The 25,555-nt window shown below is 47.3% G+C and carries 36 protein-coding genes; 23 read left to right on the forward strand and 13 right to left on the reverse strand.

Annotated elements, in window-relative coordinates; all coding sequences use genetic code 11:
- Positions 1–2 precede the first annotated feature (2 nt).
- From hflD to rluE, 5 genes are read right to left on the reverse strand one after another with little or no spacing between them, the layout of a single operon-like run.
- Positions 3–644, reverse strand: a complete 642-nt coding sequence (gene hflD / locus LG384_RS09065) for a high frequency lysogenization protein HflD (RefSeq protein WP_045449571.1) — start codon at positions 642–644, stop codon at positions 3–5.
- Positions 645–679: 35 nt separating this feature from the next.
- Positions 680–1,786 carry a tRNA 2-thiouridine(34) synthase MnmA gene (mnmA, locus tag LG384_RS09070; protein WP_045441850.1) on the reverse strand — a complete coding sequence of 369 codons (1,107 nt, stop codon included), beginning with the start codon at positions 1,784–1,786 and terminating at the stop codon, positions 680–682.
- A 53-nt stretch (positions 1,787–1,839) separates the two neighbouring features.
- A complete protein-coding gene (locus LG384_RS09075; RefSeq protein WP_225760774.1) occupies positions 1,840–2,301 on the reverse strand; it encodes an NUDIX hydrolase in 462 nt (153 codons plus the stop codon).
- Between the two features lie 10 nt (positions 2,302–2,311).
- Positions 2,312–3,241, reverse strand: coding sequence for a hypothetical protein (locus LG384_RS09080; RefSeq protein WP_225760775.1), 930 nt, complete (start codon positions 3,239–3,241; stop codon positions 2,312–2,314).
- 43 nt (positions 3,242–3,284) lie between these two features.
- Entirely contained in the window at positions 3,285–3,908 is a 624-nt protein-coding gene (gene rluE / locus LG384_RS09085) for a 23S rRNA pseudouridine(2457) synthase RluE (RefSeq protein ID WP_225760776.1), read from the reverse strand.
- A gap of 201 nt (positions 3,909–4,109) precedes the next feature.
- Between rluE and icd the strand changes: the two genes are divergently transcribed.
- Complete coding sequence (icd, locus tag LG384_RS09090) at positions 4,110–5,360, forward strand: NADP-dependent isocitrate dehydrogenase (RefSeq protein WP_198904455.1); 1,251 nt, start codon at positions 4,110–4,112, stop codon at positions 5,358–5,360.
- 113 nt (positions 5,361–5,473) lie between these two features.
- Here icd and LG384_RS09095 read toward each other — a convergent pair whose 3' ends face one another.
- The 3 genes from LG384_RS09095 to LG384_RS09105 are packed head-to-tail and all read right to left on the reverse strand — an operon-like array spanning position 5,474 to position 7,437.
- Positions 5,474–6,616, reverse strand: coding sequence for a phage integrase Arm DNA-binding domain-containing protein (locus LG384_RS09095; protein WP_225760777.1), 1,143 nt, complete (start codon positions 6,614–6,616; stop codon positions 5,474–5,476).
- Positions 6,606–6,842 (reverse strand): excisionase, encoded by a 237-nt coding sequence (locus tag LG384_RS09100; protein ID WP_087878718.1) that lies wholly within the window; start codon positions 6,840–6,842, stop codon positions 6,606–6,608. The genes LG384_RS09095 and LG384_RS09100 overlap by 11 nt, the downstream gene beginning before the upstream one ends.
- A 37-nt stretch (positions 6,843–6,879) precedes the next feature.
- Complete coding sequence (locus LG384_RS09105; RefSeq protein ID WP_225760778.1) at positions 6,880–7,437, reverse strand: hypothetical protein; 558 nt, start codon at positions 7,435–7,437, stop codon at positions 6,880–6,882.
- 448 nt (positions 7,438–7,885) lie between these two features.
- Between LG384_RS09105 and LG384_RS09110 the strand changes: the two genes are divergently transcribed.
- Positions 7,886–8,140, forward strand: coding sequence for a hypothetical protein (locus LG384_RS09110; protein ID WP_225760779.1), 255 nt, complete (start codon positions 7,886–7,888; stop codon positions 8,138–8,140).
- A 435-nt stretch (positions 8,141–8,575) separates the two neighbouring features.
- On the opposite strand, the gene LG384_RS09115 is transcribed toward LG384_RS09110, so the two are convergent.
- On the reverse strand, positions 8,576–9,298 hold the full coding sequence (locus LG384_RS09115; RefSeq protein WP_225760780.1) for a S24 family peptidase: 723 nt from the start codon (positions 9,296–9,298) through the stop codon (positions 8,576–8,578).
- A gap of 68 nt (positions 9,299–9,366) precedes the next feature.
- Here LG384_RS09115 and LG384_RS09120 point away from each other — a divergent pair, with 68 nt between their 5' ends.
- The 8 genes from LG384_RS09120 (at position 9,367) to LG384_RS09155 (ending at position 13,719) form a co-directional block, all read left to right on the forward strand.
- Entirely contained in the window at positions 9,367–9,618 is a 252-nt protein-coding gene (locus LG384_RS09120; RefSeq protein ID WP_181517282.1) for a DNA-binding protein, read from the forward strand.
- A gap of 28 nt (positions 9,619–9,646) precedes the next feature.
- Complete coding sequence (locus LG384_RS09125) at positions 9,647–10,198, forward strand: YmfL family putative regulatory protein (RefSeq protein WP_225760781.1); 552 nt, start codon at positions 9,647–9,649, stop codon at positions 10,196–10,198.
- A gap of 172 nt (positions 10,199–10,370) precedes the next feature.
- Positions 10,371–10,550 carry a DUF4222 domain-containing protein gene (locus tag LG384_RS09130; RefSeq protein ID WP_225760782.1) on the forward strand — a complete coding sequence of 60 codons (180 nt, stop codon included), beginning with the start codon at positions 10,371–10,373 and terminating at the stop codon, positions 10,548–10,550.
- Positions 10,540–11,397 carry a conserved phage C-terminal domain-containing protein gene (locus tag LG384_RS09135; protein ID WP_225760783.1) on the forward strand — a complete coding sequence of 286 codons (858 nt, stop codon included), beginning with the start codon at positions 10,540–10,542 and terminating at the stop codon, positions 11,395–11,397. The genes LG384_RS09130 and LG384_RS09135 overlap by 11 nt, the downstream gene beginning before the upstream one ends.
- 76 nt (positions 11,398–11,473) lie before the next feature.
- On the forward strand, positions 11,474–11,860 hold the full coding sequence (locus LG384_RS09140) for a RusA family crossover junction endodeoxyribonuclease (protein ID WP_003034741.1): 387 nt from the start codon (positions 11,474–11,476) through the stop codon (positions 11,858–11,860).
- 13 nt (positions 11,861–11,873) lie between these two features.
- Positions 11,874–12,560 (forward strand): phage antirepressor KilAC domain-containing protein, encoded by a 687-nt coding sequence (locus tag LG384_RS09145; RefSeq protein WP_225760784.1) that lies wholly within the window; start codon positions 11,874–11,876, stop codon positions 12,558–12,560.
- The gene (locus LG384_RS09150; RefSeq protein ID WP_225760785.1) at positions 12,557–13,336 is read left to right on the forward strand and encodes a DUF968 domain-containing protein; all 780 of its coding nucleotides are present in this window, start codon (positions 12,557–12,559) and stop codon (positions 13,334–13,336) included. The genes LG384_RS09145 and LG384_RS09150 overlap by 4 nt, the downstream gene beginning before the upstream one ends.
- A gap of 17 nt (positions 13,337–13,353) precedes the next feature.
- Positions 13,354–13,719 (forward strand): antiterminator Q family protein, encoded by a 366-nt coding sequence (locus LG384_RS09155; RefSeq protein WP_225760786.1) that lies wholly within the window; start codon positions 13,354–13,356, stop codon positions 13,717–13,719.
- Between the two features lie 25 nt (positions 13,720–13,744).
- Here LG384_RS09155 and LG384_RS09160 read toward each other — a convergent pair whose 3' ends face one another.
- Positions 13,745–15,079 (reverse strand): P-loop NTPase fold protein, encoded by a 1,335-nt coding sequence (locus tag LG384_RS09160; protein ID WP_225760787.1) that lies wholly within the window; start codon positions 15,077–15,079, stop codon positions 13,745–13,747.
- Between the two features lie 342 nt (positions 15,080–15,421).
- Here LG384_RS09160 and LG384_RS09165 point away from each other — a divergent pair, with 342 nt between their 5' ends.
- From LG384_RS09165 to LG384_RS09175, 3 genes are all read left to right on the forward strand, one after another.
- Complete coding sequence (locus LG384_RS09165) at positions 15,422–16,474, forward strand: site-specific DNA-methyltransferase (protein ID WP_225760788.1); 1,053 nt, start codon at positions 15,422–15,424, stop codon at positions 16,472–16,474.
- A gap of 286 nt (positions 16,475–16,760) precedes the next feature.
- Positions 16,761–16,949: a hypothetical protein gene (locus LG384_RS09170; RefSeq protein ID WP_225760789.1), complete on the forward strand. Its 189-nt coding sequence runs from the start codon at positions 16,761–16,763 to the stop codon at positions 16,947–16,949.
- A gap of 157 nt (positions 16,950–17,106) precedes the next feature.
- Positions 17,107–17,247 (forward strand): putative holin, encoded by a 141-nt coding sequence (locus LG384_RS09175; protein WP_225760790.1) that lies wholly within the window; start codon positions 17,107–17,109, stop codon positions 17,245–17,247.
- Positions 17,248–17,271: 24 nt separating this feature from the next.
- Here the strand turns inward: LG384_RS09175 and LG384_RS09180 are convergent, their stop codons facing one another.
- Together LG384_RS09180 and uspF are read right to left on the reverse strand one after the other, a co-directional pair.
- Positions 17,272–17,484 carry a KTSC domain-containing protein gene (locus LG384_RS09180; protein WP_225760791.1) on the reverse strand — a complete coding sequence of 71 codons (213 nt, stop codon included), beginning with the start codon at positions 17,482–17,484 and terminating at the stop codon, positions 17,272–17,274.
- A 266-nt stretch (positions 17,485–17,750) separates the two neighbouring features.
- Positions 17,751–18,185, reverse strand: a complete 435-nt coding sequence (gene uspF, locus LG384_RS09185; protein ID WP_225760792.1) for a universal stress protein UspF — start codon at positions 18,183–18,185, stop codon at positions 17,751–17,753.
- A gap of 304 nt (positions 18,186–18,489) precedes the next feature.
- Here uspF and LG384_RS09190 point away from each other — a divergent pair, with 304 nt between their 5' ends.
- From LG384_RS09190 to LG384_RS09205, 4 genes are all read left to right on the forward strand, one after another.
- Positions 18,490–18,768 (forward strand): phage holin, encoded by a 279-nt coding sequence (locus LG384_RS09190; RefSeq protein ID WP_225760793.1) that lies wholly within the window; start codon positions 18,490–18,492, stop codon positions 18,766–18,768.
- Complete coding sequence (locus tag LG384_RS09195; RefSeq protein WP_225760794.1) at positions 18,740–19,288, forward strand: lysozyme; 549 nt, start codon at positions 18,740–18,742, stop codon at positions 19,286–19,288. The genes LG384_RS09190 and LG384_RS09195 overlap by 29 nt, the downstream gene beginning before the upstream one ends.
- A 23-nt stretch (positions 19,289–19,311) precedes the next feature.
- On the forward strand, positions 19,312–19,839 hold the full coding sequence (locus LG384_RS09200) for a hypothetical protein (protein ID WP_225761290.1): 528 nt from the start codon (positions 19,312–19,314) through the stop codon (positions 19,837–19,839).
- Positions 19,840–20,169: 330 nt separating this feature from the next.
- Complete coding sequence (locus LG384_RS09205; RefSeq protein WP_181631352.1) at positions 20,170–20,307, forward strand: hypothetical protein; 138 nt, start codon at positions 20,170–20,172, stop codon at positions 20,305–20,307.
- 168 nt (positions 20,308–20,475) lie between these two features.
- On the opposite strand, the gene LG384_RS09210 is transcribed toward LG384_RS09205, so the two are convergent.
- Entirely contained in the window at positions 20,476–20,724 is a 249-nt protein-coding gene (locus LG384_RS09210; RefSeq protein WP_225760527.1) for a CsbD family protein, read from the reverse strand.
- A gap of 243 nt (positions 20,725–20,967) precedes the next feature.
- Between LG384_RS09210 and LG384_RS09215 the strand changes: the two genes are divergently transcribed.
- The 6 genes from LG384_RS09215 (at position 20,968) to LG384_RS09240 (ending at position 25,514) form a co-directional block, all read left to right on the forward strand.
- On the forward strand, positions 20,968–21,114 hold the full coding sequence (locus LG384_RS09215; protein ID WP_225760795.1) for a hypothetical protein: 147 nt from the start codon (positions 20,968–20,970) through the stop codon (positions 21,112–21,114).
- A gap of 199 nt (positions 21,115–21,313) precedes the next feature.
- Positions 21,314–21,481, forward strand: a complete 168-nt coding sequence (locus LG384_RS09220) for a YnfU family zinc-binding protein (RefSeq protein WP_225760796.1) — start codon at positions 21,314–21,316, stop codon at positions 21,479–21,481.
- A 348-nt stretch (positions 21,482–21,829) separates the two neighbouring features.
- Positions 21,830–22,336 (forward strand): DUF1441 family protein, encoded by a 507-nt coding sequence (locus LG384_RS09225; RefSeq protein WP_016150425.1) that lies wholly within the window; start codon positions 21,830–21,832, stop codon positions 22,334–22,336.
- 3 nt (positions 22,337–22,339) lie between these two features.
- Positions 22,340–24,457: a phage terminase large subunit family protein gene (locus LG384_RS09230; protein ID WP_225760797.1), complete on the forward strand. Its 2,118-nt coding sequence runs from the start codon at positions 22,340–22,342 to the stop codon at positions 24,455–24,457.
- The gene (locus LG384_RS09235; RefSeq protein WP_225760798.1) at positions 24,454–24,669 is read left to right on the forward strand and encodes a hypothetical protein; all 216 of its coding nucleotides are present in this window, start codon (positions 24,454–24,456) and stop codon (positions 24,667–24,669) included. Before LG384_RS09230 ends, LG384_RS09235 begins: the two co-directional genes overlap by 4 nt.
- Before the next feature lie 8 nt (positions 24,670–24,677).
- Positions 24,678–25,514 carry a phage portal protein gene (locus LG384_RS09240; protein WP_225760799.1) on the forward strand — a complete coding sequence of 279 codons (837 nt, stop codon included), beginning with the start codon at positions 24,678–24,680 and terminating at the stop codon, positions 25,512–25,514.
- The last annotated feature ends 41 nt before the right edge of the window (positions 25,515–25,555 follow it).

The raw sequence follows: 25,555 nt of genomic DNA on the forward strand, positions 1-25,555 counted from the left end.
GATCACAACTCCGGGGTTAAATGAGCAAGAATTTGTTTTGCCTGAGTGGTCAGGCGATTACGAGAAAACATGAGTTGCAGACGGCCTCCACCAACCTGATGCCAGAGCACAGCGGCACGAATGCCAGCCAGAAGCGAAGCGCGTACTTTTGCCTGTACCTGCGGGCTCTGGAGGATGGCTGGCGAACCTGTTACCTGAATACGCGGACCGAGTGGGCTGATGACGTCAACGTAGATACCCGCCATTGCACTCATTAACGTTTCTGACTGCAAATCAAAATGGTCTAACTGGCGTTGCAAGCCGTTGATACGGTCTCCCAGCGTGTCCATTGCGCCTTTGGCTGCTGACAGCTTACGCTCCAGCACCATCAGGCTTAGTGTGTAGCGAGTGAGTTCCGCATTCAGCCCCTGACGGCTGCTGGCATTAAGTACGCCAAGCAGTGTTTCCAGTCCGAGACGTAAATTGGCTTCGCTACCACCAAATACGCCCAGCGTAGAGCTGGGGTTCATATCGATAACACTGTTCAGTGAAACGTGTAGGGCATCGGCATCACAGTGCCCCTGGTGTGCCAGTTGTTGCACCAGGCGTGCTGACTGGCAAATGCCTGCCAGGGCGAGGGTGATGTCATAATAATTCTTTGCCACGTTCACTGCTTCCTTGTATTAAACCAATAAAATAATTATACCGGCAGAGGCAAGCGCTGCTCGATAATACCGCCGCCGAGGCACACTTCACCGTTGTAAAAGACGGCTGACTGACCCGGGGTTACCGCTGCTACCGGCTCATCAAAAATAACTTCAATACGTTCGTCATCCAGTGCTTTAACGGTGCACGGAATGTCTGTCTGGCGATAGCGGGTTTTCACCGTACAGCGCATTGTGCCGGTAAACGGTTCGCGGTCGACCCAGTGTAATTGCTGTGCGATAAGGCCAACGGACATCAGACGTGGGTGTTCATGGCCCTGCGCGACAATGAGGATATTGTTCTCAACGTCTTTGTCGACCACATACCATGGATCTTCTGTACCTTCTTTCGTACCGCCGATGCCGAGACCTTTACGCTGACCCAGGGTGTGGTACATCAGCCCCTGGTGCTGGCCAATTTCTTCGCCATCAACGGTGATGATTTTTCCTGGCTGAGCAGGAAGGTAACGACCGAGAAATTCGCGGAATTTACGTTCGCCAATAAAACAGATACCAGTAGAGTCTTTTTTCTTCGCGGTAATCAAACCGAGATCTTCGGCAATTTTACGCACCTGCGGCTTGGACAGTTCGCCAACCGGGAACAGGCTTTGTGCAATTTGCTCATAACCGAGAGTGTAGAGAAAATAGCTCTGGTCTTTATTACCGTCGAGGCCACGCAGCAGGCGGCTTTTGCCGTCCACATCCGCGCGGCGAACGTAGTGACCGGTGGCGATGTAGTCAGCACCTAAATCTTCAGCGGCAAATTCCAGGAAGGCTTTAAACTTAATTTCTTTGTTGCACAGAATATCCGGATTCGGTGTACGACCCGCTTTGTACTCCTCAAGAAACAACTCAAAGACGTTGTCCCAGTATTCTGCAGCAAAGTTTACGGTATGCAGCTCAATGCCGAGTTTGTCACAGACAGCCTGTGCATCCGCAAGATCGGCGGCCGCTGTACAGTATTCCTCACCATCGTCCTCTTCCCAGTTCTTCATGAACAGGCCTTCTACCTGATAACCCTGTTGTTGCAACAGCCAGGCAGAAACGGAGGAGTCGACACCGCCGGACATGCCGACGATCACTTTTTTTGGGCTTTCAGACATAGGAATACTCACGACATTGAACTTCAAGGCGGCATATTCTAGCACGCAGCCCTTTACTTGACACCCTCTGTAAACGGCCAGTTAAATTCACCGATCATTGTTAGTGGGTACCGTTGTCCGCTCTGATAACAGCGGATACTCTCAGCAACCAACGGAGACCGCAGGTTTGGCGCAGTGATGATCTCTTCCGCGCTCACCCAGCGACAGCAGTCTATATCGCTGTCATGAGGTTCAGTAGCGCACATATTGGCAAGCTCAATAGCGAACAGAAAACGCAAAAAGGGTGTTTTGTCAGGCGCGATCCACTGATGCATACGAATGAAGTGTTGCGGCTGTGCCTGAATGCCGGTTTCCTCCCACAGCTCGCGCGCGGCAGCTTGTACCAGGGTTTCATCCGCTTCCAGATGTCCGGCTGGTTGGTTCCACAACGCTTTACCGTTGATGGTCTCCTCAACGACTAAAAACTTATCTTCTGCATGCACAATACAGGCTACGGTGACGTGCGGTTTAAACATGGTTCACCTCTCATTCTTCTTTAAAGCCTTCAGCTACATCTGGCCAGCTAATTTCGCCAGTGGCTTTATCGATACTGATATAGGCCATCGGAGGGGATGTTTGTGGATCGGCTGCACCTCGGCATAACTCCGTTTGATGGTCTTCGCGAACGATAATCTCAATTGCGTTCTTAGCATTCCAGCTCTCATAAAAAACACATTGATAGTCATGGCGCAAATCGAGGGTAGCGACTCGTGTCGCTTTATCCGTAGATAATGGATTAATGTCGTCGCGATAGCGGTCACCCTTGTTTAAAGGTTGCAGCTGTGATTTTTTTAACCAGCCGCGTACGATATGGCGATCGGCGGTGTAGTAGACTACTTCAATAAAATCATCTTTTGACTCTTCCTGAGCAGAAACGATGTCGCCGGGAATCAGGAAGGTGGAGCGGCTCCGACACTGCTCATCCGGCATCGAATAGAATCCTGCGCGCGTGCTGCCGTTTATCTGATAAAGGTTACTTGGGGCTGGGGGCATCTTTTCGCGCTGTGACATCGCTTTATTTGCCCACGCCTCACATGCTGGGCTCACAGGTAGCGGATTAGTTAACGGTGCGAGCCCATCTACTGTGACCCAACCGGTAGAGAAGGTGCCGTTTGTGTCCCGATAACGGACATAACGAAAGGGTTCGTCTTTGGAAAGCATGCCTGTGCTTTCATAACGCTGTGAACTTCTCAGCACCTCTACTGTGTCGCTATTGACCAAAAAAGCGGGAAGCTGGCATTTGCTGGCTGGAGCGGAGTAGAAATGCAGCCTGGACCCAGTGTCCACTTTAGCAGAGGCGTAAAGATAATTTGCCTCTCCTGCCGCGATTCCGGCTATTCCTTCACAATCCTGCTTTGCATAGCAAAATGGTGATATGCCGCACAGCATCAACGTTGCAATGATCCGTTTATCCATGATGTTGTTTCTTCCCTGTTAATGGTTGCATTAAGAGACGATGCTATGGCTGCACTTCCCGCCATTCACCGTTAGCAAGGCTTTCCAGGGTGTAGTTGCCCATCGCATAACGGATCAGACGCAGCGTAGGGAAACCAACGTGCGCCGTCATACGCCTCACCTGGCGGTTACGACCTTCATACAAAGTGATTTTCAACCAACTGGTGGGAATATTTTTCCGTTCGCGTATAGGCGGATTTCTTGGCCACAACCACTCTGGTTCTTCAACAATCTCAATGCCCGCTGGTAGCGTTGGGCCATCGTTGAGCGTCACACCATTGCGCAGGGCCTCCAGGGCTTCCGGTGTTGGTTCACCTTCTACCTGGACGTAATAGATTTTTCCGGTGCGCTTGCCCGGTTGTGTCAGACGGGTCTGTAGTGCTCCATCATTAGTTAGCACTAAAAGTCCTTCGCTGTCCCGATCTAAACGGCCAGCGGCATAGACACCCTGTACAGGAATAAAATCTTTTAACGTTCTTCGGCCCGCTTCGTCAGTAAATTGCGGCAAAACATCGTAGGGTTTATTGAACAAAACCACGCGTTTTGGCTGGTTTTCTTTACGCTGTTTAGTGACTTGTCGTGAGCTGAATCGCTCAACCCGGTGATTTCTAAAAGAAGTTTTTTGCATGGTATTTTCAGATTATATCAATTGCCGCATTATAGCCTAAGAACGAGTGTCTTTCATGGCGGCGAACAATAGGGTAGTATTGACACGCTCATTACAAATCATTAACAAAAGTTGCTCTAACGCATCCGTGTAGCAGGACGCAAACGCACATGCAGCGTGATGACAGACGAGCAGAACCAGAAGCGCTCGAAGGAGAGGTGAATGGAAAGCAAAGTAGTTGTTCCGGCGGAAGGTAAGAAGATCACCCTGCAAAACGGCAAACTCAACGTTCCTGAAAATCCGATTATCCCGTTCATTGAAGGCGACGGTATCGGCGTTGATGTAACCCCACCGATGATTAAAGTAGTCGATGCTGCTGTCGAGAAAGCCTATAAAGGCGAGCGTAAAATCTCGTGGATGGAAATCTACACCGGCGAGAAATCCACCCAAGTCTACGGCCAGGATGTCTGGCTGCCTGCTGAAACCCTTGATCTGATTCGTGACTACCGTGTTGCCATCAAAGGCCCACTGACTACGCCAGTTGGCGGCGGTATTCGCTCTCTGAACGTAGCACTGCGCCAGGAACTTGACCTGTACGTTTGTCTGCGTCCGGTACGTTACTACCAGGGCACCCCAAGCCCGGTTAAGCATCCTGAACTGACCGATATGGTCATTTTCCGTGAAAACTCTGAAGACATCTACGCAGGTATCGAGTGGAAAGCTGACTCGGCTGATGCTGAGAAAGTGATTAAATTCCTGCGCGAAGAGATGGGCGTGAAGAAAATTCGCTTCCCGGAACATTGCGGCATTGGTATCAAGCCGTGTTCTGAAGAAGGAACCAAACGTCTGGTTCGTGCAGCGATTGAATACGCCATCGCTAACGACCGTGATTCTGTTACCCTGGTACACAAAGGTAACATTATGAAGTTCACCGAAGGCGCGTTCAAAGACTGGGGTTACCAGTTAGCGCGTGAAGAGTTCGGTGGTGAACTGATCGACGGTGGCCCGTGGGTTAAAATTAAGAACCCGAAAACTGGTAAAGAGATCGTGGTTAAGGACGTTATCGCAGATGCGTTCCTGCAACAGATCCTGCTGCGTCCGGCTGAGTATGACGTTATCGCCTGTATGAACCTGAATGGTGACTATATCTCCGATGCACTGGCTGCACAGGTTGGTGGTATCGGTATCGCTCCGGGTGCAAACATCGGTGACGAATGCGCACTGTTCGAAGCAACCCATGGTACCGCTCCGAAGTATGCAGGCCAGGATAAAGTGAACCCAGGTTCAATCATCCTGTCTGCTGAAATGATGCTGCGCCACATGGGTTGGGTAGAAGCGGCTGACCTGATTGTTAAAGGTATGGAAGGCGCAATCAACGCCAAGACCGTGACCTATGACTTCGAACGTCTGATGGACGGCGCTAAGCTGCTGAAATGTTCAGAGTTTGGTGACGCGATCATCGAAAACATGTAATCCAGATCTTGGGTTGTATGAGAACGGGAGCCGAGTGGTTCCCGTTTTTTTGTTCCTTCAAAATTCTTTCCCCAAAACTCTCCCCAAAACGTTTCCCCAAAAACCAGGCATGCTCACCCTGTTTTTACTTCTACAACTATCCAATCCTTACCTCTGTCGTCGTTATATTTGTCTGTCATTTTTCTTGATTTATGTCCCAATAATTTCTGTGTATCAATTCCTTGTTCTCTATATATTCTTTCTGAAAGCGATCGTTGCTCATGAAAGGTTGGGGCGGTTCCTGCCTCCCATTCAATGCCGCATTTATCTCTGGCTTTCTTAAATGTTGTAGTCAAGCTATTTGATGAAACGCCATCACCTCTGGTTGCTTGTGAGGTAGTATGTCGGTAGTGAACAAGATATTTGCTTACTACGGCGTCACGACATTTTGAGATTACCTCGCGTAAAGTTAATCCCAGAATTTCACATTTTAGGCTCAGTGGTAATGCAAGTCGGGAGCCTGTCTTTTCTTGCTCTATATGCAGCATATCATCCCAGACGTCGGAAAATTTCATTTTGCAAATATCTCCCAGTCTCTGGCCGGTGACTAATGCCAGTAACATCCCACATTGTAAATAAGGTTGCTGATTTTCGGCTGCTTCGTAGATTTTGGTCCATTCATCAAATGACAGTCTCTGCCTGGTAACTTTATATCTTGGCTGCTTGCTGGCTATTGCTGGGTTATATCCCGGTGGAACGTGACCTGAATGTTGAGCTTCTTTGAAAACATCGATCAACACCATACGAACGATCTGAGCCATTCTGTTATGCCCTTCGGCCTTTATCGCATCAGTTATCTCCGCAATGTCCAGCGTCGAAATATCCTTGAGGTGTTGCATTCCGCAGTGCTCCCTGAATAATCTCAGGGGTTTATTCTTCTGCAGATATGAGTTTGGGCGAAGCTCATTATTCTTCAGTCGCTCGTCCTGAATTGCTATGTATTTATCAATCCACTCTGTAACGGTGATATCAGTTCTTTTCCCTTTCATGCGGGCTAATCGGTCATTCACGCTTAGTATCTGCCGCGTACGTTGTTCAGCAATAATGGTATTTGCTTCTGTAGCGACCTGCTTTGCTTCCACTTCGTCAGTTCCAAGGCTGTGAAAGCGCCCTGAAACAGGATGCTTGTATTGCCAATACACTTTCCCAGTACGCTTATCGAGCTTGCAATACAGGTTAGGTATTGAGATTTTATGAGTGCGTGGTCTAGCAGCCATCAGCAATTATCCGTTGTAATCTTGGGCTGGCTGAAGTCGGAATTTTCGGTTCTACAAGCATCCCTACAAATCGTGCATTACGATCAACCATCCAGCAGCGACCAACTTTAATTGCTGGAGGTACCATCATTTTTCCCTTTGCATATTTTTTCAATATACGTTCACTTGGTGCTTGCTCTCCAAATTCCTCTTTTGCCCAGTCAAGTAAGGGGATCATTCGCGACATTATTCTCTCCATACAACCCGGCTGCACCCGGAAAGTTTTATTTAGAGCTAGATTTATTCGACAGGAAGAAACTTAATCCTAGACCAACAACACTTAAAACTAATGTCCCGCAAATCCATAAAAAAAGATTGTAAAATCTTTCGAACTGATTCTCAGTAAAACTACTAAGAACACTTATTGATTTATCTAGAGAATCTATATCTTTGCGCATCATAGGAAGTGATAACGCCTTTTCAGGGGATGAAACAATGATAGAATTCATGTTATCCAACTTCATTTGTAATGTTTTAATCTTCGATTCAAGATCTTCAATTCTCAGATTGTCAGGTGTAAGTGTGGATGTGTTTTTCAAGCTGTTAAGTGTGTTCTGTAATTCAATGGTTTCACTTCTATAATGATCAATCATACTAATAGACTTATATAAATCAGAATCTTTTTTTATTGTAATGATCTCCTCTCGTGGATCTTGGGTGATAATGCTAAGGGAATTTTTTAAGCTACTAAATAGCCCGAAGGCAGAAGTGACTAAGGTTAATACTACTGTTAAAATGGCTATCTTTTGTGAGCTGTTAAAGCTGGTAAGTGGTTTAAACATTATATTTCCTTTTTTGATGTTCCGAATGGCAATATTATGTTGTTATGGACAGCAACTTGTCTATTAGGGACTTCAAAGTTTGTTACTGGTACCGCCAAGACTCCACGCAGCTTCTTACTTCCTTGAATCACTTTGACAATGTGATTCTGGTGCGCATGCAGGATTCGAACCTGCGACCTACGGTTTAGAAGGCCGTTGCTCTATCAAACTGAGTTAATGCCATAACTGGAAGCACACTCCACCTGTTTCACACCTGTCACCCATAACTGGTAAGTGAAGGAGTGCGCTTTCATGTTGTGCCTTGAAAAAGGCTGGCGGTTACCGGAAATACACGGGAAAACACCGGGCCGCCAGAACAGGAAGTTACTTGTTATTGCTTTGGCCTGCTTTTAACCACATCAGGCGCGGTGGTATCTTGGTGTTCTCACACAGCCAAAAAGGAAACAGCATGCGCGGAGTCGTCGTTCATCATGAGCACCGTATCGGTTATATCGTTATCCGTGACCCTAAGGGGGAGTTCACGGTTGCAGAGCTTCTCGGAGGATATGATGTCGAGAAAGGGCACGTCATATCCGGTGATCTCCATAGACTCGGAGGCGAAACATTTCTGAATGAGACTGAGGATGAAGATATTGATGTTTTCGTTCAGGGTTATGGCATGTCTGAACAGCAATCAATTCTTATGATCCGACGTACTCGCTAAACCACTTACGAAACAGAGCACAGCTTTTTAACGTTGCGTTGCAGTAATCAACGGATATGACCTGTCCTTCAGCTAATGGCTGTTGGAGCTCTTCGTTAATCTGCAACCCTCTTTTTGCAGCTTGTTCTAAGCCTGCAATCTTCTCGAAAAGCGCTTTCGCATTCTTATCCACTGACTATCTCCACACTTTGGCGAATCATCCGGTTATTCATATGCCACCGGCGGCTACTTCGTGGGCGTCCTGCCTGTTCGCTGTTGATGGGATTAATATGTACCATAAGTTCAATTTAGTAAAGTACTTTTGGTTCAATATTTTCGTGTGAAAAGTTCACGCTGAAGCAACGTTATGAACTTAAAGGTAATTTAATTTTAGCCATTGGGGTTTATGTTCAAGCCAATGGCTGTTTGGAGAGATAGTTGACGGGGCTAGGGGGGTTATCCGTGTTTTCGATAGGTCTGAGGCATGCTGCCGATGATCTTTCCGAAAACAAATATTTTATTCATTTCATCTTTCTCGATCGGTTCCCAAGGGCGGTAAGTCTTGTTATCGGAGATGACAAGCAGCTTATCTTTCATTTTTTGCAGGCGCTTAACGTGGGAGGTATCGTCGTAAATGAAGGCATAGATTCCGTCACCATCGAAGTGTTGAACACTAATGTCAACGAAGAGAAGATCCCCAGGCTCAATCGTTCCAGACATGCTATCTCCTCGAACGTTGATAATTCTAATCTGCTCTGGATTTCTGCCATTAAACATGCGGCGTGCATCTTCCACTGAGTACTCTACTGAGCGCAAAACCTCAACAAATTCACTGTTAATAATACCTGGCCCTGCGCTGACACAAATATCAAGAACATCGATTCGAAAAACGTCGTTACGGGTCTTCAAGCGCCCCCCTTGGATCCCGTCTTCCTGTGTATCGCCAAGTAAATAGGCGGAACTAGTCCCTACAAGAGCAGCTAGCTCTTGCAAGCGTCCCCTGCGGGGAATCGATTCTCCATTAAACCATTTGCTTATGGCTTTTGGTGTGAGGCCCATTCTTTTCGCGATCTCAGCTTGACGACCATGAGAGTGAAACCCCGCTTTTTCACAGGCTTGCGCAAGCCTTTTGGAGAACTGTTTACGCGCTTCTTCTTCTTGAACCATAGGTTCAATCATAGACGTACTTGCATGAACTATCAGTTCCGACATATTATGTACTTTAAGTTCACTTTAATGGAGTGTTTATGCAAACAGAAAAGCTACCCAGCCTCTCTGAAGTAATCAAAGCAATAGGTGTGCAGTCTATATCAACCGCATGTGGATGCAGCCCACGGGCGATCTATAAGTGGATTGAAAAAGGCTGTCTCCCGCGCACTGATTTCACTGGAGAAACTCATTACGCAGAGCAGATTGCTGTCGCATCTTCCGGGAAATATTCAGCGGAGCTGATTAAAAAAATTAGCCGTCCGCAAAAGATTAACCATTCTGCTGCTTAACGAAAACCACAGAAATAAGGGGTTAACCGTGGGTAACGAACCTATTTGGAAAGTTGAACGTCAGCCAGCATGGCTGGTGGCTGCGATAAAAAAGACGATTACCGACCTGCCTGGTGGCTACGCCGAAGCGGCGGAATGGTTGGGGGTAACAGAAAACGCATTGTTTAACCGCCTTCGTGTCGACGGGGATCAGATCTTCCCTATGGGATGGGCGATGGTTTTACAGAAAGCCGCCGGTGTTAGCTACATAGCTGATGCGTTTTCTCGTCAAACAGACAACGGGATCCATATCCCGGGCGCGGCACCAGAAACAGAGAACGAAGAGATTGGCTTAAAGCTGGCTGATCTGGTGTGCAGGCTTGGTGACCTGGTTAACGCATATCGTCGATACATCGATGATGGTGTGGTTGATAAAGGGGAGTGGGACAGTCTGAACGAAATTGCCTACCAGTTCCGGGTAACGCTTATGACGTTTCTGAACCTGATTTCGCGAGTTTATTGCCTTCCAGAAAAGAGTGACGCCCGCGAGTGTGCAGCTCCGGGCGCCTTGGCGAACAACTCTTCGAGTATGGAGAAATAATCCGCATGAGCAGTTTAACGGCTTTTAACCGTCTACCGCAACTCAGGATGATCCCGGTTTCGGGTACTCCGTTGTTTCGGTATGAACGCAGATTATCAAACCGCTGGGTTCCGTGTAACCACAGTAGGGCGGTTTCAATTGTGGGGGTCTACAACCGGAGGGCAAAACGCCTGTGCGCGAACTTAACCGAAGGTTCAAAGACCACCGCGGAGTGCCAGTCCGTGTTATCCGCTGGGAGCCAGAAACACAGCGCGTTATCTATCTGCGTGATGGCTACCCGCACGAATGCTTCAGCCCACTTGAGCATTTCATGCAAAAGTTCAGGGAGATAACGGACGATCATGAGCACTAAATTAACCGGCTACGTATGGGATGGTTGCGCGGCGTCGGGCATGAAGTTGTCTAGTGTCGCGATCATGGCTCGCCTTGCTGATTTCAGCAGCGATGAGGGGGTGTGCTGGCCGTCCATTGAAACTATTGCTCGCCAGCTTGGCGCGGGGCCGAGCACTATCAGAACGGCAATCGCTAAGCTTGAAAAAGATGGCTGGCTCACGCGTACACAGCGTCGTAATGGTAACCGTAATGCTTCAAACGTGTACCGCCTGAATGTGGCGAAACTTCAGTCTGCTGCATTTTCTCAACTGCCAGATTCTGACACGTCAAAATCTGACGCATCAAAATTTGACGCCTCAAAAACTGACCCGTCGAAATCTGGCAAAAACGGCGGTTTTGACCCGTCAGAATCTGGCGGGGATCCGTCAGTAAAATCAAAACAAGATCCACAAGTAACTTCAAAACCCTCTTGTCCGGTTGCAGCGCAACCAGACCCTGAAGTCGTGATTACTGACCAGGCGATTTTGGTTCTGACCCATTTGAACCAGAGCAGCGGATCCCGGTATCAGAAATCAAAAACATCCCTGGAGAATATCCGTGCCCGACTGCGTGAGGGGTACAGCGTTGCAGACCTGCAACTGGTTATCGACCTGAAGCATGAGCACTGGCACGAGAACGACGAGCAGTACCAGTACATGCGACCGGAAACGCTGTTTGGCCCGAAGAAATTCGAGAGCTATCTGCAAAGCGCCACCCGCTGGGATCAGAAGGGACGGCCTAAACGCGCTGACTGGGGTGCGAAAAAGCGCGATGTGATGGCTTTTGGTCCGGTTGATACAACGATTCCAGAGGGGTTCAGAGGATGACGTTAAACAAATATTGCCAGACGCTGGTGGTGGCAAATCTTCCGGAACTGTGTGCAGTGCAACAGCAGGAGGTGGCATGAAACTTGTGCTCCCGTTCCCTCCGAGCGTGAATACTTACTGGCGCGCCCCTAACAAGGGGCCGCTGGCCGGTCGTCACCTCATTAGCGCTGATGGCCGTAAATACCAGAGCGCTGCCTGCGTGGCGATCATTGAGCAATTACGACGCCTTCCAAAGCCATCGACTGAACTTGCAGCGGTAGAAATCACTCTGTACCCGCCGGATGCGCGCCGCCGGGATATCGATAATTACAACAAAGCCCTGTTTGACGCGCTGACGCATGCGGGTGTCTGGGAAGACGACAGCCAGATTAAGCGCATGCTGGTGGAATGGGGACCCGTTGTGCCGAAAGGTCGGGTAGAGATAACGATCAGCAGATATGAACCGGCGGGTGCAGCCGCCTGATATGGAGAAAAGTATGAGCCAGTTAATCGTGAATGGTGTTGTAACAATGTCCAGCCGTGATATTGCGGATCTGGTTCAGAGTAAACACAGTGACGTGAAACGCTCGGCTGAGCGTCTTATTGCTGCGGGAATTTTAACCGCGCCGTTGGCGCAGTTCGATTTTGAGCATAACGGCAATGTTTACCAGGAGTATCGTTTTAACAAACGCGACTCTCTGGTGATTGTTGCCAGACTGTCACCTGAATTTACCGCCGCGGTTGTCGATCGTTGGCAGGAACTGGAAGAAGGGCAGAGTGTCAGTGTTCCCCGCTCATTGCCGGAAGCGCTTCGCCTGGCTGCTGATTTAGCCGAGCAGAAAGAGCAACTGACCATCCAGCTGGCAGCCGCGGCGCCAAAAGTGGAGTTTGTTGATCGTTATTGTTCTGCAAAAGGCTCCATGTCATTCCGGCAGGTAGCCAAATTGCTCAACGCAAAAGAAACTGAGTTCCGCCTGTTCCTTATTGAACGCAATATCCTGTATCGCCTCGGCGGCACACTTACCCCCATGGCGCAGCACATTTCCGCGGGAAGATTTGAAGTTAAGACGGGAACATCGAGTACTTCTAACCACGCATTCAGCCAGACGCGTTTCACTGCCAGGGGGGTACGCTGGATTGGTGGTTTGTGGGCTGAACATAATGCAGGGGGACAGGCGGCGTGAGGGTTTTGTTAACTCCTGAAGTAGCCCATCGTATGGGGATTGTGTTGTTTCGGCCCGGTGCGGAACTGATGCACCTCTTCATGCGCGGTCGCGTTCTGCTCGAGCCTGAACCAGAAGAAATGGCGTCATTCAGTACAGGGGCTGTTCCCGCCGCCATTCAGCCGCTGGCTGATGATCCGGTAATGCGGCAGGTCTTCGGGAATGAGCGGGTTATTCAACGTGCCGGCGGGCTTCCTTCCCTTGAGCAGTGGCTGAGTTCTCGGTTTGAATGCCAGTGGCCACATTCATCGTGGCACGACAAGAACTTCACAACAATGCGGCACTCACCAGGAAGCATTCGCCTGTGCTGGCATTGTGATCACACTTTGTCCGGGCAGCATACCGAACAGCTTGCAGGTATAGCAGCCGGTAACCTGGTATCCTGGATTCTGGAAGTCATTCGGCGTGATTCTGGTTTTCCCGAGTCGCCAGAGTCTTTCATGCTCAGGCCAAAACGTCGCCGCTGGGTAAATGAGACGTACACCCGCTGGGTTAAAACACAACCTTGTGAGTGTTGCCGACGGCCAGCAGATGATCCGCACCATATCGTAGGGCACGGTATGGGTGGTACAGCAACAAAAGCCCATGACCTCTTCGTGATCCCTCTGTGCAGAGAGTGCCACGACGAGTTACACGCCGATGTACCGGCATTCGAGCAGAAGCATGGTACGCAGCTTGAGCTGCTACTTCGTTTTATGGATCGGGCGCTGGCGATCGGCGTAATTGCGAAAGCTTAAGTGTATGGAGAAAAGTAATGCGTGATATTCAAATGCTGCTCGAAAGATGGGGTGCGTGGGCTTCCAGTGATAGTTCTGGTGTGGACTATTCTCCTATTGCAGCAGGATTTAAGGGGTTGCTGCCGCAAACTGGTAGAGTCCGGCCGTCATGTACCGACGATGATGCGCTTATCATTGAAGGTTGCTTGGTGCGACTGAAAAGCCGAAAACCATATGAACATTCTTTATTAGTTGCACATTATCTATATAGAATACCAAAGCGAAGGCTTGCTAAAAGGAATAAAAAAGATGAAAAAACGATTAGAGTTGAGTTGATGATGGCGGAAGGTTTTATTGAAGGGTGTTTGTCAATGCTTAATGTAAAGCTAGATATGGATGCTTAAAAAAACGCCCCAACAGGGGCATTTTTTATTTGATAAAAGACATCTGGTTTAGGTATTTAATTACTTGTTCTTTTACAGTTGTATTATAAAAATAGTCATCTTCAAGTCTTTTATAGAACGAATCAAACTTTTCTAAAAGTTCTTCGTTAGGTGGTGCGAATTTTTTGTTTACGTTAATATTTTCTTTTATAATCCCATAAAAGAGTATTGTTATTCTTGATACTTCATTAGATCTTAAAAATTCATAAGGTATTTTTTTTATCTTAAAAAGATCTGCTAGCTTATCAATTTTATCTGAACTTAAATCCCCCTTGAGTAGTAACTTATCACCAAAACAATGAATGTATACAGAGCCAATAATTATTAATTTGAATAAGTAGTCAGTGTTTTGTGTGAATGTATTATCGTTGATTTTTTGGAAGATGTTTAAGTTACGTGCGAATGTTTGGGTTTCTCTTAGTGATAAATTTGTATCAGAGATTAATTTGCAAATTTCATCTCCAGCAGCTTGATGTATTAGCAACAGACTGGGGTTTTCTTTAGTGAGTTGAGACCAGTATTCGACAGATGTTTTATATTCATCAAATCCATTTTTCAAAAAAGTATCAGGTAGTGTGATTGTGTATTTTATAAATTTATCGAGATACTTTTGAGAATCGAGACTGTAACCATAAATATGATTTATAGAAGCTCTTAGTTGAGTGGTGTTTGTGACAAGAATAAAATATACATTCTCAGTGTCGAAAATATGTTTTATAGTTTCTAATATTGCAGTGGAAAAACTAGGCTTGCATCTATCTAACTCATCGATAATAATTACAGTTTTCTGTTGAGAAGATAATCCTTGGATGCAATTCTTAAGCGAATTTATGTTTTTCTCCGCTTCCATGTGATCTTCAAGAATATTCTCAATAGTTCCGTCAATTGCAGCATTGCTTGCTTTCTTTATGGCTTCTTGAAGTTCTGTGGCCATGTTATCTGCATTTTGGCGTAGGACCCAGCCCGCGCTTGCTTTCAAGCCTGTCTTCAATCCAAATCGAATTGCAGGAAGGGCTTTTTTTATGAAGGTTTTCTGTTCTTCTTCCGGTAAGATACTTGCTATTGCTGAAGTAATCAAAAGTAGTGGTGACTCGGCATGATCTCCCTTAAAAGCATCTATATAGACAACTTTTGATTCGGGTTCTTGAGCTGTGATGAGGTTTTTTAACTTGATGCTAAACTCAGTTTTACCTGTTCCCCAGTCTCCGTCTATAACCAGTGGTGAGATGTCCGCTTCCGGTTTCAACAGTTTGATTATATTTTCAGCGATAACTTTGCGCTGAAACTCATCACGATCTGAGAATGAAAGATTTTCCTGCATATTTAATCCTTTAATGATTGTTATGAACCATCTCAGCATAAAGGCCTTGTCGTTTAAATTCATTAACGCGGGCCGCAAAATGTAATGTAATGTGATAAGCATGCCGTTTACGACGCGGTATCCAAGGCAATTGGTCGGCGGCTGAAATGCCGAAGGCAAGAATTTTAATCTGACATATATTATGCCCCTGATAGGGGGCTTCCTGCTGTGAAAATGGGCGGCTGGTGGGTGTTAGCGCACCCGGCCAGCCATCAGCTCATGCTTTCAGGTCACAAGCTAAACAAGGCCCACTGCTTTAGCGCAAAAGCAACGTGAGCCTATCAGAGTTACGCTTACTGATCTATGAAAAATACTGTAAAAATAAACAGTGTTGAGTTAATCAATGCTGATAGCCTGCATTACGTCGCAACTCTCTCGGATAACTCAATTGACCTGATAGTTACGGATCCGCCGTACTTCAAAGTGAAGCCCGACGGCTGGGACAACCAATGGAAGGGGGACGAGGACTACTTACGCTGGCTTGATAGCTGTCTGGCTGAGTATGCTCGCGTTCTTAAACCTGCTGGCAGCATTTACCTGTTTTGTGGTCACCGACTGGCCTCAGATATAGAGATTATGATGCGTGCTCGGTTCAACGTTTTGAATCACATAATTTGGGCAAAACCATCGGGCCGCTGGAATGGTTGTAACAAAGAAAGCCTGCGCGCGTACTTTCCATCTACGGAACGGATTTTGTTTGCTGAGCACTATCTTGGGCCGTACACAGGTAAAGAGGATGTTTACGAAAGGAAAAGTACAGAGCTAAAGCAGCACATTATGACGCCGCTGATTGATTACTTCCGTTATGCCCGTGAATCACTGGGTGTCAGCTCGAAAGAAATAGCTGAGGCAACCGGAAAGAAAAACATGGCGTCACACTGGTTTGGTGCAAGCCAATGGCAACTACCAAATGAAGTGGACTACAGAAAATTGCAGGAACTGTTCACGCGGATCGCTATCGATAAGCACATTCAGCAGAAGCTTGAACATCCTCACCACCAGCTGGTAGCTACCTATCAGTCATTAAACCGCAAGTATTCAGAATTGCTGGAGGAATACAAAACCCTCCGGCGCTGCTTCTCTGTTTCCGCTCTTGTTCCGTATACCGACGTATGGACGCATAAGCCTGTTCAGTTTTATCCGGGCAAACATCCATGCGAAAAACCTGCCGACATGCTGAAGCAGATCATTAGCGCCAGCAGCAGACCAGGGGATATCGTTGCCGATTTCTTTATGGGCTCAGGTTCAACTGTGAAAGCTGCAATAGAACTTGGCCGTCGGGCGATCGGGGTAGAACTGGAAGCTGACAGATTTATTCAGACCACCGAAGAGGTGGAAAAACTGAACAAAACATAACGATCATCACGCCCCTGTGGATGTGGGGATTACCATTTTCAGGCACCGGGAATCATCCTTACTTTTATTTGCACAAAAGAGCCCGGTTGCCTGATTCCACATCCCCGCATTTCTGAGAAGACTCACAGCAATAAGGTGAGTAAAATTCCTTTTGTAGTTTTCAACGTAATGCTCTAAAAGCTGGCGCAACAAGGTTGCCGCTTAATTCAACATGTAGAATTTCTAACGCCAACCGCAAAATCGAAGGCATATACTGCTTTGTAACTAGGGCGGGATGGGTACATATATGAAAGAGGGTTATTACTGGATTCAGCATGTTGGCGTTGTTCAGGTAGCGTATTACACGAATGACACTGTTGATGATCTGGAAACGGGTAAAACAATAACAGGTGTCTGGTATCTGACAAGGGGCGATGACATTTGCCATAACGGTGAAGCAGAGGTGTTAGAAGGTCCTCTGACTCCACCAATGTAAATAATCTAACCTACTTCGAGGCTGCCACATGGTGGCCTTTTCATTTAGAGGTTCATTGGAATCATCTGCTACGAGCTTTGTTGATAAATCAAGCTCATGAAGACTGAAGCTACTTCCCCTTCGTTTTGAGAGACCTTATAGCAAAGAGGGAGGCTTAATGTCCGATAATGTTTCCGGCACGACTGCTGCAGGTGACCTGATAGACGCTGGGGTGTTTGACCTCGTAAATGGTATTGATTGGGACGTGGTGTTTGGCTCATTTTTGGTACAGTTTTTATGTAGCGACAGTGGCAAATAACTAACGCAGAATCATAGTACTGAATCATCCAATTTTTCGGCAAAGATATTTATCCTTGATCACGCCATCAAAGAAACGCCCTTTGGATTTGGCCTTCAGAAAGGCGTTGTAAGTTTTTGCTGAAACACTAACGTACTGGTAGGTACCATACTCAATAAACTCTATCTCCAGAATTTTCTCTGAAGGAAAGTAACCTATGGATTTTATTTTCGAAGATTTAACTATCTGGTGGAACATTTTACCTCCTTATCTTTTACTGTAATCCGCTTCTGATAGTACACCTTGTAAACAGTTTTAGGAGGAATTACATCGATATCATTTCATTTTTAATGACGCAGAGACTCTTGGAAAGGTTCGCTATCTGGATGGTGAATTCCCCTGAGGGCAGAGTATCTGATCAAGTTTAATTGTTGTAAGTTAATTGGTTAATCTAGGAGCGGAGAGCTTAAACGTTGTTTCAGGTGCACTAACTGTTAAGCCCGCGGTGCACGGGCTTAAGTTTGCTACCGAACCACCAGAACAGGGCAATTTGCGTGTCGAACAACTGCGGCGGCAGTAGAACCTAAGAGATAGGTTGTGATATCCGGTCGATGTGAGGCGATAATAATTAAATCAGCGTCTATAGCGCTAGCTAGCTCAAGTATTTTGTCTTTTGGGGAACCCGAGACTGCGTGTGTTTGTATTTTTCCCTGAGGAATTTTGAATTGCTTTACAATTTCATCCAGCTTTAATAATGCAGCATGTTGAAATTCTTTTATTTTTGGCATTTCGGCTGTATATGCCAGACCGAATGATGAGTAATAGGGTAGTGTGGGAACTACAGTTAACAAGTGAACCCTAGCTGTATTCAATACAGAATGCGCCTGAACATAGGGTATGATCCGACGAGTCAAATCGGCTTCAGAAACATCAATTGGTACTAAAATTGAATTGTACACTTTAGTCCTCCTGTTTTTTGTTCGGCTTTGATTTTAGTCTCATGGTTGAAAAGAAATGTGTCTTGGCGGGCAAGTTTTGTGAATTGGTACTTTTATACTATTTGTCATATCGCTCTAATGAATTCAGAGGACTGGATTTTCCTGTGCAGGTAAATAATCCAGCTAATCTCAATTTTTTGTGGTGAACATTTTTTATTTCGAGTACGTGTGAAATATCCGCTAAGTGTTTTATTGATAAATCACAGCCTGTGAAACCTACCCATCTAAAAAACACAGAGCCATCCGAATTATCGGAGGTGAGGTTATGACCAGAATGAGCACCATATACAGCAGACTTTCATATGGAACAGGAACCACGCTGACCGGCTGCGGTGTATCAGCGAAGGCATATGCCGAAACAGCTGAAACAGCAAAAGAGGTGTCCTGGATGTTGGCCGACAGAATTGCAGGGTTAAGCCTGAGCGACTGGGCAATTATTGTCGGTATCGCATGCACGGTAATCACCTGTGCAGTGAACTGGTATTACAGGCAAAAGGAAAGGGAGGACCGGCTTAATGGCAATGTCACCAAAGCTGAAGAATAAGCTGAGCGCAGCGGTCGTTGGTCTGATTCTTGCCGGGGCATCCGCGCCCGTTATTCTCGATCAGTTTCTGGATGAGAAAGAGGGTAATAGTTTGACGGCGTATCGCGACGGCGGAGGACTCTGGACGATTTGCCGTGGCGCCACGATGGTTGATGGTAAGCCAGTAGTTCAGGGCATGAAACTGTCTGCTGAGAAGTGCGCCCAGGTGAACGCCAAAGAACGCGACAAGGCGGTAGCGTGGGTTGAGCGAAATATCAAGGTACCACTGACCGAACCACAGAAAGCCGGGATCGCATCTTTCTGCCCATATAACATCGGTCCCGGAAAATGCTTCCCGTCTACTTTCTATAAGCGAATTAATACAGGCGACCGTAAAGGTGCATGTGAAGCCATTCGCTGGTGGATTAAAGACGATGGCCGCGATTGTCGTCTGACCAAAGGCCAGAAGAATGGTTGCTATGGTCAGGTAGAAAGACGGGACCAGGAAAGCGCGTTGACGTGCTGGGGGATAGACCAGTGAACAAAAGCCTCGTTGTTGTTGGGATGGCAGCTATCATCTTCATCGCGGTGCTCTGCGTGCTGCTGTCCCGCAGCGATGCCGCTTTGGCCACATCCGAAAGTGACAATCGGGTACTGCGCAGCGACAACGCACTACAGGCGACGGTAATAACCACGCAGGCTTTCAACTTCAACCGGTTTAACCAGGTAGCCGAGAACGCCAATCGCCTTAACTCACTGATAGATGCCAGCACCGAGAAAACAGTGATCGAATACCGGGAGATTCTCCGACGTGAAAAAACCTGTGATATGCCTGTTCCTGCTGATGTCGCTGGTGGGCTGCTCAACTACGCGAACCGTTTACGTGCCAGCGCAATGTACTCCGATTCCGGGGACGCTGACGCAACCGGTGATAGTCCCGTTGCCTCCAGCGCGCTGACGTACTGCCAGGCCGTACTCTGGATTAAACCTCTTCTTGCAGCAATAGAGAAGGCAAACAACCAACTTGCAGGGATTAGAGAAATTGAAGAGATAAAAAGGCAGAGGAAGGTTGGAAGCGATGCGGGTAATTAGAAAACATAAAAATAATCTCGCCCTATAGGATTATGTAAATTAATTGTAAGTATGGTTTTTTAATTTCTCATTAATTAATGACATGGATGTGTTTGCGCGAAATAATAACCGCCTCGTTAATTTTTATGTTTTTTTTGACTATACTATAACCACAGCGACTTGCTGGAGAATAAATTGGAGTTTTCCATGAATTTTTACTCAATGAACATATCTCCTGATCAATCTAAGAACAAGGATAGAAAAAATGATGATGAGGAAAAGAATAAAACTAAAAAAACACAAAAGTAAACATAATGTTTTGTTGTTTTTTAGTAATTTAAAGGTGGTTTTATGACAGACCGTCCTGATATAGTTGATCCGATGCCTGAAGATTTACCCTTCCCTGGAGAAGATAAACCTATTTATCCAGATGACGGAGAACCCTCAGAGCCAGATGATCCCGAAATTGAAAGGGATTCTCCTAAATGATACGCATCATAATAAACCGTCGTAATCTAGGCGGTTTTTTATGTGTTGAGAATTCGATTAGAACTTCGTATAAATGAAAGTTAAAATAAAAAATAATAAGCAATGTTGTTTATTTTTGCTACTTAAGTGTTCTACGGTTTAAATGGCTCGGTGTGAGCCATTTATTATTTAACGCCGCCCAATCAAAAAACCAATTATAAACGCGGTTGTCGCAACTACGGCGACGCACGTCATTGGATTTGACTCAACCTGACTCTTGATGTTATCTGTACTTGTTCGCACTGCATCCCCTGCTCTGGATGCGTATTTTCTTGCTGTATCATTAAATTTATGGTCAGGTGACTCCAGAGCCTCACCATAACTTTCCTCTAGTTCACCATGAATAACATGGTTTTTATCTTTTTTTGTACCAAACATAAACTAAATCTCCAAAAATTAGTCATCTATAAAGTATAGCAGTCAGAATAAATATGCATGGAAATCGCTGATAATGATTTGACATATATTAAAATGTTCTAATGAATTTCATCTAATATAGATTCAAGAACTATATGAAATGCTGTGTGATATCTAACCTATAATCAAAGTGAATCGACTCCTAAAATTACTGGCTAAATAGTTATGACAGTTTTTTTGCGTAGTACTGTAACAGGAAAAATCGTGACACAAGATGAATGGTTACATTCGTTAAATGAGTGGGAAGATGAAGGCGGTTCATATTCTCATGCTGATGAATTTATTGAGGTTGTAAAGGACAGGAAAGGTGACTGGGTTGTGAAGAACCCCAATGATTATTCCAGCGCCTAATGAAGTACAGTTACAATTACGGTGAATTAGAAAATAATCTTAATAGCTAATCTTTGGCCTAATTTAGGGTATCACTGGTATTGCTGTAGGCATGCATGACTATGATAAATCGATATAATGTCAAATATACGAGAATGGTTGGTTAATAAATGAACTGGTTATGATATGGTAAACCATACTCATTTAAAGGTTAACCATCATGTCATATTTTGATAACGCAATGCGTCGCGTTGGCCTTGTAGCCAACATGACTGTTATGTGTCCGATATGTGGGCATAATTCCACACAATCGACCACGAAAGTACGACAGCAACAGGCGTTGCTTTGTCCTAAATGTAAATCGTTATTTGTCATTCACAACAAGTAGTTCGAGAGAGAAATAAACCCAGGCCTCGCAATTGCGGGGCTTTTTTGTGCACATTGCGCGCGTACATCAAAGAGATATCTTTCATCAGCTGTGTGCTGGGATGCTTTTCGAGTTGAATTCTTGTCAAACGCTTGAACAGTTAACCTGTGGATGATGCTGAATATAATTGATAATTACTATCATTTGCGCGGGTCCTCCTGGAGATTCTGAACACCGAGGGGGCGAGGACACGCGGAAAACGGCTGGTTTTTTGCATTTTATCGACATCATCATCATTCCCTTAACTTGTTGATATTTCAGTCGTGAAATTATTCACGATGTCGAAATGGTTAAATATTGTTCATCATCATGGATAACGAACTGAAAAACCTTCGCCTCAACATCAATCAGTTGGCAGCGGTGACCGATCTTCATCGTCAGACGATCGCAAGCAGGCTGAATAACGTTGAGCCTGCCCCTGGCAGTAATTCTCGTCTCAAGCTTTATTCTGTCGTGGATATTCTCCGGGAACTGCTGGGCCGAACCACGGCACCCGAGCTGGTGGATATCGATAAGATGTTACCGCCAGATCGTAAGGCGTGGTTTCAGTCTGAACGCGAGAGGCTTAAATTCCAGCAGGAAACAGGTGAGTTAATCCCGGCATCGACAGTTACCCGAGAATTTTCATCGATGGCAAAAGCCGTCGTTCAGGTGCTGGAAACGCTGCCGGATATTCTTGAACGTGATTGCGCGATGACGCCTGCAGCTGTCGTTCGGGTTCAAAAAGTCATCGATGACCTGCGGGATCAGATAGCCCTGAAGGTTGAGCAGGCAGATACGCCGGAACAGGAGGACAGTTCGCCAGAAGAGGAGTAAGCCATGCGACAGGCCACGGCGGCGGAGCTAAGAAAAAACACTGCCGGGATCATCAGAGCACCGCGTCGAATGCCTGTAGCCGAAGCCGTACATAAATATATGCGTGTTCCGGTCGGTGTGGGTAACTCCGTTGAGTGGGATCCTAATCTTGCCCCTTATGTTGTGGAGCCGATGAACTGCCTGGCATCACGCGAATATGATGCTGTCATTTTTGTTGGCCCTGCCCGAACGGGTAAAACCATTGGTCTGATTGATGGCTGGGTGGTGTACAACGTTATCTGTGATCCGTCTGACATGCTCATCATTCAGATGACGGAAGAGAAAGCGCGCGAACACTCCAAAAAACGTCTGGCCCGAACATTTCGTGTCAGCCCGGAGGTGGCATGCCGGCTGAGTCCCTCACGCAACGATAACAACGTGCATGACCGGACTTTCCTTGCCGGGAACTACCTGAAGATAGGCTGGCCGTCTATCAACATCATGTCGTCCTCAGATTTTAAGTGTGTCGCGCTGACGGATTACGATCGCTTCCCGGAAGATATCGACGGGGAAGGGGACGGATTTTCGCTTGCTTCAAAACGTACCACCACCTTTATGTCGGCGGGGATGACGCTGGTGGAGAGTTCACCGGGCAGGGAAATCACCAATACGAAGTGGCGGAGAAAGTCACCTCACGAAGCCCCTCCTACTACAGGGATCCTCTCTTTATATAACCGCGGCGATCGTCGTCGCTGGTACTGGCCATGTCCACATTGCGGGGAATACTTTCAACCGGCCATGGAGGCGATGACAGGCTACCGGGAAACGTCTGACCCGGTAAAAGCCAGTGAAGCGGCGCATATTGATTGTCCGCATTGTAGCGGCATGATTACCGCCGACAGGAAGCGGGAGCTGAACGGAAAGGGTGTCTGGTTACGAGAGGGACAGACTATCGACCGTGAAGGCAACATTAGCGGAGAAGCCCGACGCTCGCGCATTGCTTCGTTCTGGATGGAAGGACCTGCGGCGGCATACCAGACATGGGCGCAACTGGTTTACAAATTACTGACGGCGGAACAGGACTATGAGGCCACCGGCAGCGAAGAAACGCTCAAGACGGTAATTAATACTGACTGGGGGCTGCCTTATCTTCCCCGTGCAGCCAGTGAGCAGCGACGTGCTGACGTGCTGATGCTGCGGGCAGAAGACTATGGCAAACGGCTTGTGCCGCCGAAAGTCCGTTTTCTTCTGGCGTCGGTGGATGTGCAGGGCGGGAAGAAGCGCCGTTTTGTCGTCCAGATCATCGGGTACGGTGAAAACGGCGAACGCTGGCTGGTGGACCGCTATAACATCCGCCAGTCCCTGCGTTGTGATGAAAATGGTGAGGCGCAGCAGGTGCATCCCGGATCCTATCCGGAAGACTGGCAACTGCTCATTACGGATGTTCTCGAAAAAACCTATGCGCTGCAGTCAGACCCTTCGCGACGGATGCCCATTCTTGCAATGGCTGTCGACAGCGGCGGGGAAGACGGGGTAACGGATAACGCCTATAAATTCTGGCGCCAGTGTCGTCGTGACGGACTGGGTAAACGGGTTTACCTGATAAAAGGTGACAGCACAAGACGCCAGAAAATCATTACCAAAACGCACCCTGACAACACAGGCCGAAGCGATCGCCGGGCGGATGCGCGTGGTGAGGTTCCGGTATATCTGTTGCAGACAGACCTGCTAAAAGATCAGCTCAGTAACAACCTTGAGCGTGAAACACCCGGTGCCGGGTATATCCATTTTCCTGACTGGCTGGGGGAGTGGTTCTACGAAGAACTGACCTACGAAGAACGCGGTACGGACGGAAAATGGCGCAAGCCCGGAAAAGGCAATAACGAAGCCTTTGACCTTTTCTGTTATGCCCACGCCGTCGCTGTCCTGCGTGGTTATGAAAAAATCCGGGACTGGGAACAGCCTCCGGCATGGGCAGCCGCTCAGGAGTGTAATTCAAACATCATTGACGGGGAGCGCCCCAGGGAGATTACTGTGAAAAAAGCGGTACCTGTACGTTCGTCTTCTGTTTCAGTAACTGAACCGTCCAGCCCGCTTTCTGGTGGCTGGCTGGGTGTCAGTGATAACGGAGGCTGGCTGTGACGAAATCAGAAATTCAGCAGATGCTGGTAACTGTACGCCAGGCATACCGTGATTCCCTGGACGGGAAAAGTGTGTCTTTTACGGGCGTAAATGGTCGCGCCATAACTAACCATGATCCCGTGGCGCTTCGCAGAGAACTGGAATACTGGGAAAAACGCTGGGTTGCCGCGAACCGTCGCGGTGGATCTTTCAAACTCGCCAGATTTAATTAAGGTCTTCCATGGGTATTTTCGACAGAGCACTTGGTGCGATTGCGCCAGGGTGGGCAGTCGCGCGCGCCAGAAACAAAATGCTGTTGCAGGCATACGATGCGGCACGGCCTTCCCGGCTTAATAAAACGAAGCGCGAGAGCCGCGCGGCTGACACTGCTGTTGGTGTTGCAGGTGTATCACTGCGCGAGCAGGCGCGGGCGCTGGATGAAGACCATGACATTGTAATTGGTCTGCTGGATAAGCTCGAGGAGCGGGTGATTGGTGCCCAGGGGATTCAGGTTGAACCGCAGCCACTGGGGCTGGACGGAAAACTGCATGAAGAATTTGCGGCAAAGATTTCCGCGCTCTGGTCCGAATGGTCAGTTCGCCCGGAAGTGACCGGGATGTTTACCCGCCCGGAAGCGGAACGGCTGGCGCTGCGTTCCGCATTGCGTGATGGTGAAATTTTTACCCAGCTTGTGAGAGGGCCGGTTGCTGGTCTGACTCACTCGACCAGTGTGCCATTTTCTCTGGAGTTGCTTGAGGCTGACTTTGTGCCGATGAACCTGAACAGCACCTCGGGGCAGCAGATCCGTCAGGGCATTATTGTGAATAACTGGGGACGTCCGACAGGCTACCGAGTATATAAATTCCATCCGGCCAACATGACGCGTTTTAGCGCAGAACTGAAAACTGTTGCTGCTGAGAATATGCTGCATCTCGCGCAGCGAAAACGTCTTCATCAGTTACGCGGGGTGAGTCTGTTACACGGCGTGATCCGCCGCCTTGGCGACATTAAGGATTATTATGCACCTCTGACATTCAATTACTCCCGTTTCTGTTCAGGGCTTACCACAAGCAATTGATAATAAATGAATTAACCTTTCATTGGCATTCGTGGTGATTC

It is taken from the genome of Citrobacter sp. Marseille-Q3906, assembly GCF_916618775.1.
GTDB lineage: Bacteria > Pseudomonadota > Gammaproteobacteria > Enterobacterales > Enterobacteriaceae > Citrobacter > Citrobacter murliniae.

Excerpts from the sequence above, each read along its gene's own strand:
- mnmA (WP_045441850.1), bottom strand. The coding sequence starts at position 1,786 with ATGTCTGAAAGCCCAAAAAAAGTGATCGTCGGCATGTCCGGCGGTGTC.
- LG384_RS09075 (WP_225760774.1), bottom strand. The coding sequence starts at position 2,301 with ATGTTTAAACCGCACGTCACCGTAGCCTGTATTGTGCATGCAGAAGAT.
- LG384_RS09080 (WP_225760775.1), bottom strand. The coding sequence starts at position 3,241 with ATGGATAAACGGATCATTGCAACGTTGATGCTGTGCGGCATATCACCA.
- rluE (WP_225760776.1), bottom strand. The coding sequence starts at position 3,908 with ATGCAAAAAACTTCTTTTAGAAATCACCGGGTTGAGCGATTCAGCTCA.
- icd (WP_198904455.1), top strand. The coding sequence starts at position 4,110 with ATGGAAAGCAAAGTAGTTGTTCCGGCGGAAGGTAAGAAGATCACCCTG.
- LG384_RS09095 (WP_225760777.1), bottom strand. The coding sequence starts at position 6,616 with ATGGCTGCTAGACCACGCACTCATAAAATCTCAATACCTAACCTGTAT.
- LG384_RS09100 (WP_087878718.1), bottom strand. The coding sequence starts at position 6,842 with ATGTCGCGAATGATCCCCTTACTTGACTGGGCAAAAGAGGAATTTGGA.
- LG384_RS09105 (WP_225760778.1), bottom strand. The coding sequence starts at position 7,437 with ATGTTTAAACCACTTACCAGCTTTAACAGCTCACAAAAGATAGCCATT.
- LG384_RS09110 (WP_225760779.1), top strand. The coding sequence starts at position 7,886 with ATGCGCGGAGTCGTCGTTCATCATGAGCACCGTATCGGTTATATCGTT.
- LG384_RS09115 (WP_225760780.1), bottom strand. The coding sequence starts at position 9,298 with ATGATTGAACCTATGGTTCAAGAAGAAGAAGCGCGTAAACAGTTCTCC.
- LG384_RS09120 (WP_181517282.1), top strand. The coding sequence starts at position 9,367 with ATGCAAACAGAAAAGCTACCCAGCCTCTCTGAAGTAATCAAAGCAATA.
- LG384_RS09135 (WP_225760783.1), top strand. The coding sequence starts at position 10,540 with ATGAGCACTAAATTAACCGGCTACGTATGGGATGGTTGCGCGGCGTCG.
- LG384_RS09140 (WP_003034741.1), top strand. The coding sequence starts at position 11,474 with ATGAAACTTGTGCTCCCGTTCCCTCCGAGCGTGAATACTTACTGGCGC.
- LG384_RS09145 (WP_225760784.1), top strand. The coding sequence starts at position 11,874 with ATGAGCCAGTTAATCGTGAATGGTGTTGTAACAATGTCCAGCCGTGAT.
- LG384_RS09155 (WP_225760786.1), top strand. The coding sequence starts at position 13,354 with ATGCGTGATATTCAAATGCTGCTCGAAAGATGGGGTGCGTGGGCTTCC.
- LG384_RS09160 (WP_225760787.1), bottom strand. The coding sequence starts at position 15,079 with ATGCAGGAAAATCTTTCATTCTCAGATCGTGATGAGTTTCAGCGCAAA.
- LG384_RS09165 (WP_225760788.1), top strand. The coding sequence starts at position 15,422 with ATGAAAAATACTGTAAAAATAAACAGTGTTGAGTTAATCAATGCTGAT.
- LG384_RS09170 (WP_225760789.1), top strand. The coding sequence starts at position 16,761 with ATGAAAGAGGGTTATTACTGGATTCAGCATGTTGGCGTTGTTCAGGTA.
- LG384_RS09175 (WP_225760790.1), top strand. The coding sequence starts at position 17,107 with ATGTCCGATAATGTTTCCGGCACGACTGCTGCAGGTGACCTGATAGAC.
- LG384_RS09180 (WP_225760791.1), bottom strand. The coding sequence starts at position 17,484 with ATGTTCCACCAGATAGTTAAATCTTCGAAAATAAAATCCATAGGTTAC.
- LG384_RS09190 (WP_225760793.1), top strand. The coding sequence starts at position 18,490 with ATGACCAGAATGAGCACCATATACAGCAGACTTTCATATGGAACAGGA.
- LG384_RS09195 (WP_225760794.1), top strand. The coding sequence starts at position 18,740 with ATGGCAATGTCACCAAAGCTGAAGAATAAGCTGAGCGCAGCGGTCGTT.
- LG384_RS09200 (WP_225761290.1), top strand. The coding sequence starts at position 19,312 with ATGGCAGCTATCATCTTCATCGCGGTGCTCTGCGTGCTGCTGTCCCGC.
- LG384_RS09205 (WP_181631352.1), top strand. The coding sequence starts at position 20,170 with ATGACAGACCGTCCTGATATAGTTGATCCGATGCCTGAAGATTTACCC.
- LG384_RS09210 (WP_225760527.1), bottom strand. The coding sequence starts at position 20,724 with ATGTTTGGTACAAAAAAAGATAAAAACCATGTTATTCATGGTGAACTA.
- LG384_RS09220 (WP_225760796.1), top strand. The coding sequence starts at position 21,314 with ATGTCATATTTTGATAACGCAATGCGTCGCGTTGGCCTTGTAGCCAAC.
- LG384_RS09225 (WP_016150425.1), top strand. The coding sequence starts at position 21,830 with ATGGATAACGAACTGAAAAACCTTCGCCTCAACATCAATCAGTTGGCA.
- LG384_RS09230 (WP_225760797.1), top strand. The coding sequence starts at position 22,340 with ATGCGACAGGCCACGGCGGCGGAGCTAAGAAAAAACACTGCCGGGATC.
- LG384_RS09240 (WP_225760799.1), top strand. The coding sequence starts at position 24,678 with ATGGGTATTTTCGACAGAGCACTTGGTGCGATTGCGCCAGGGTGGGCA.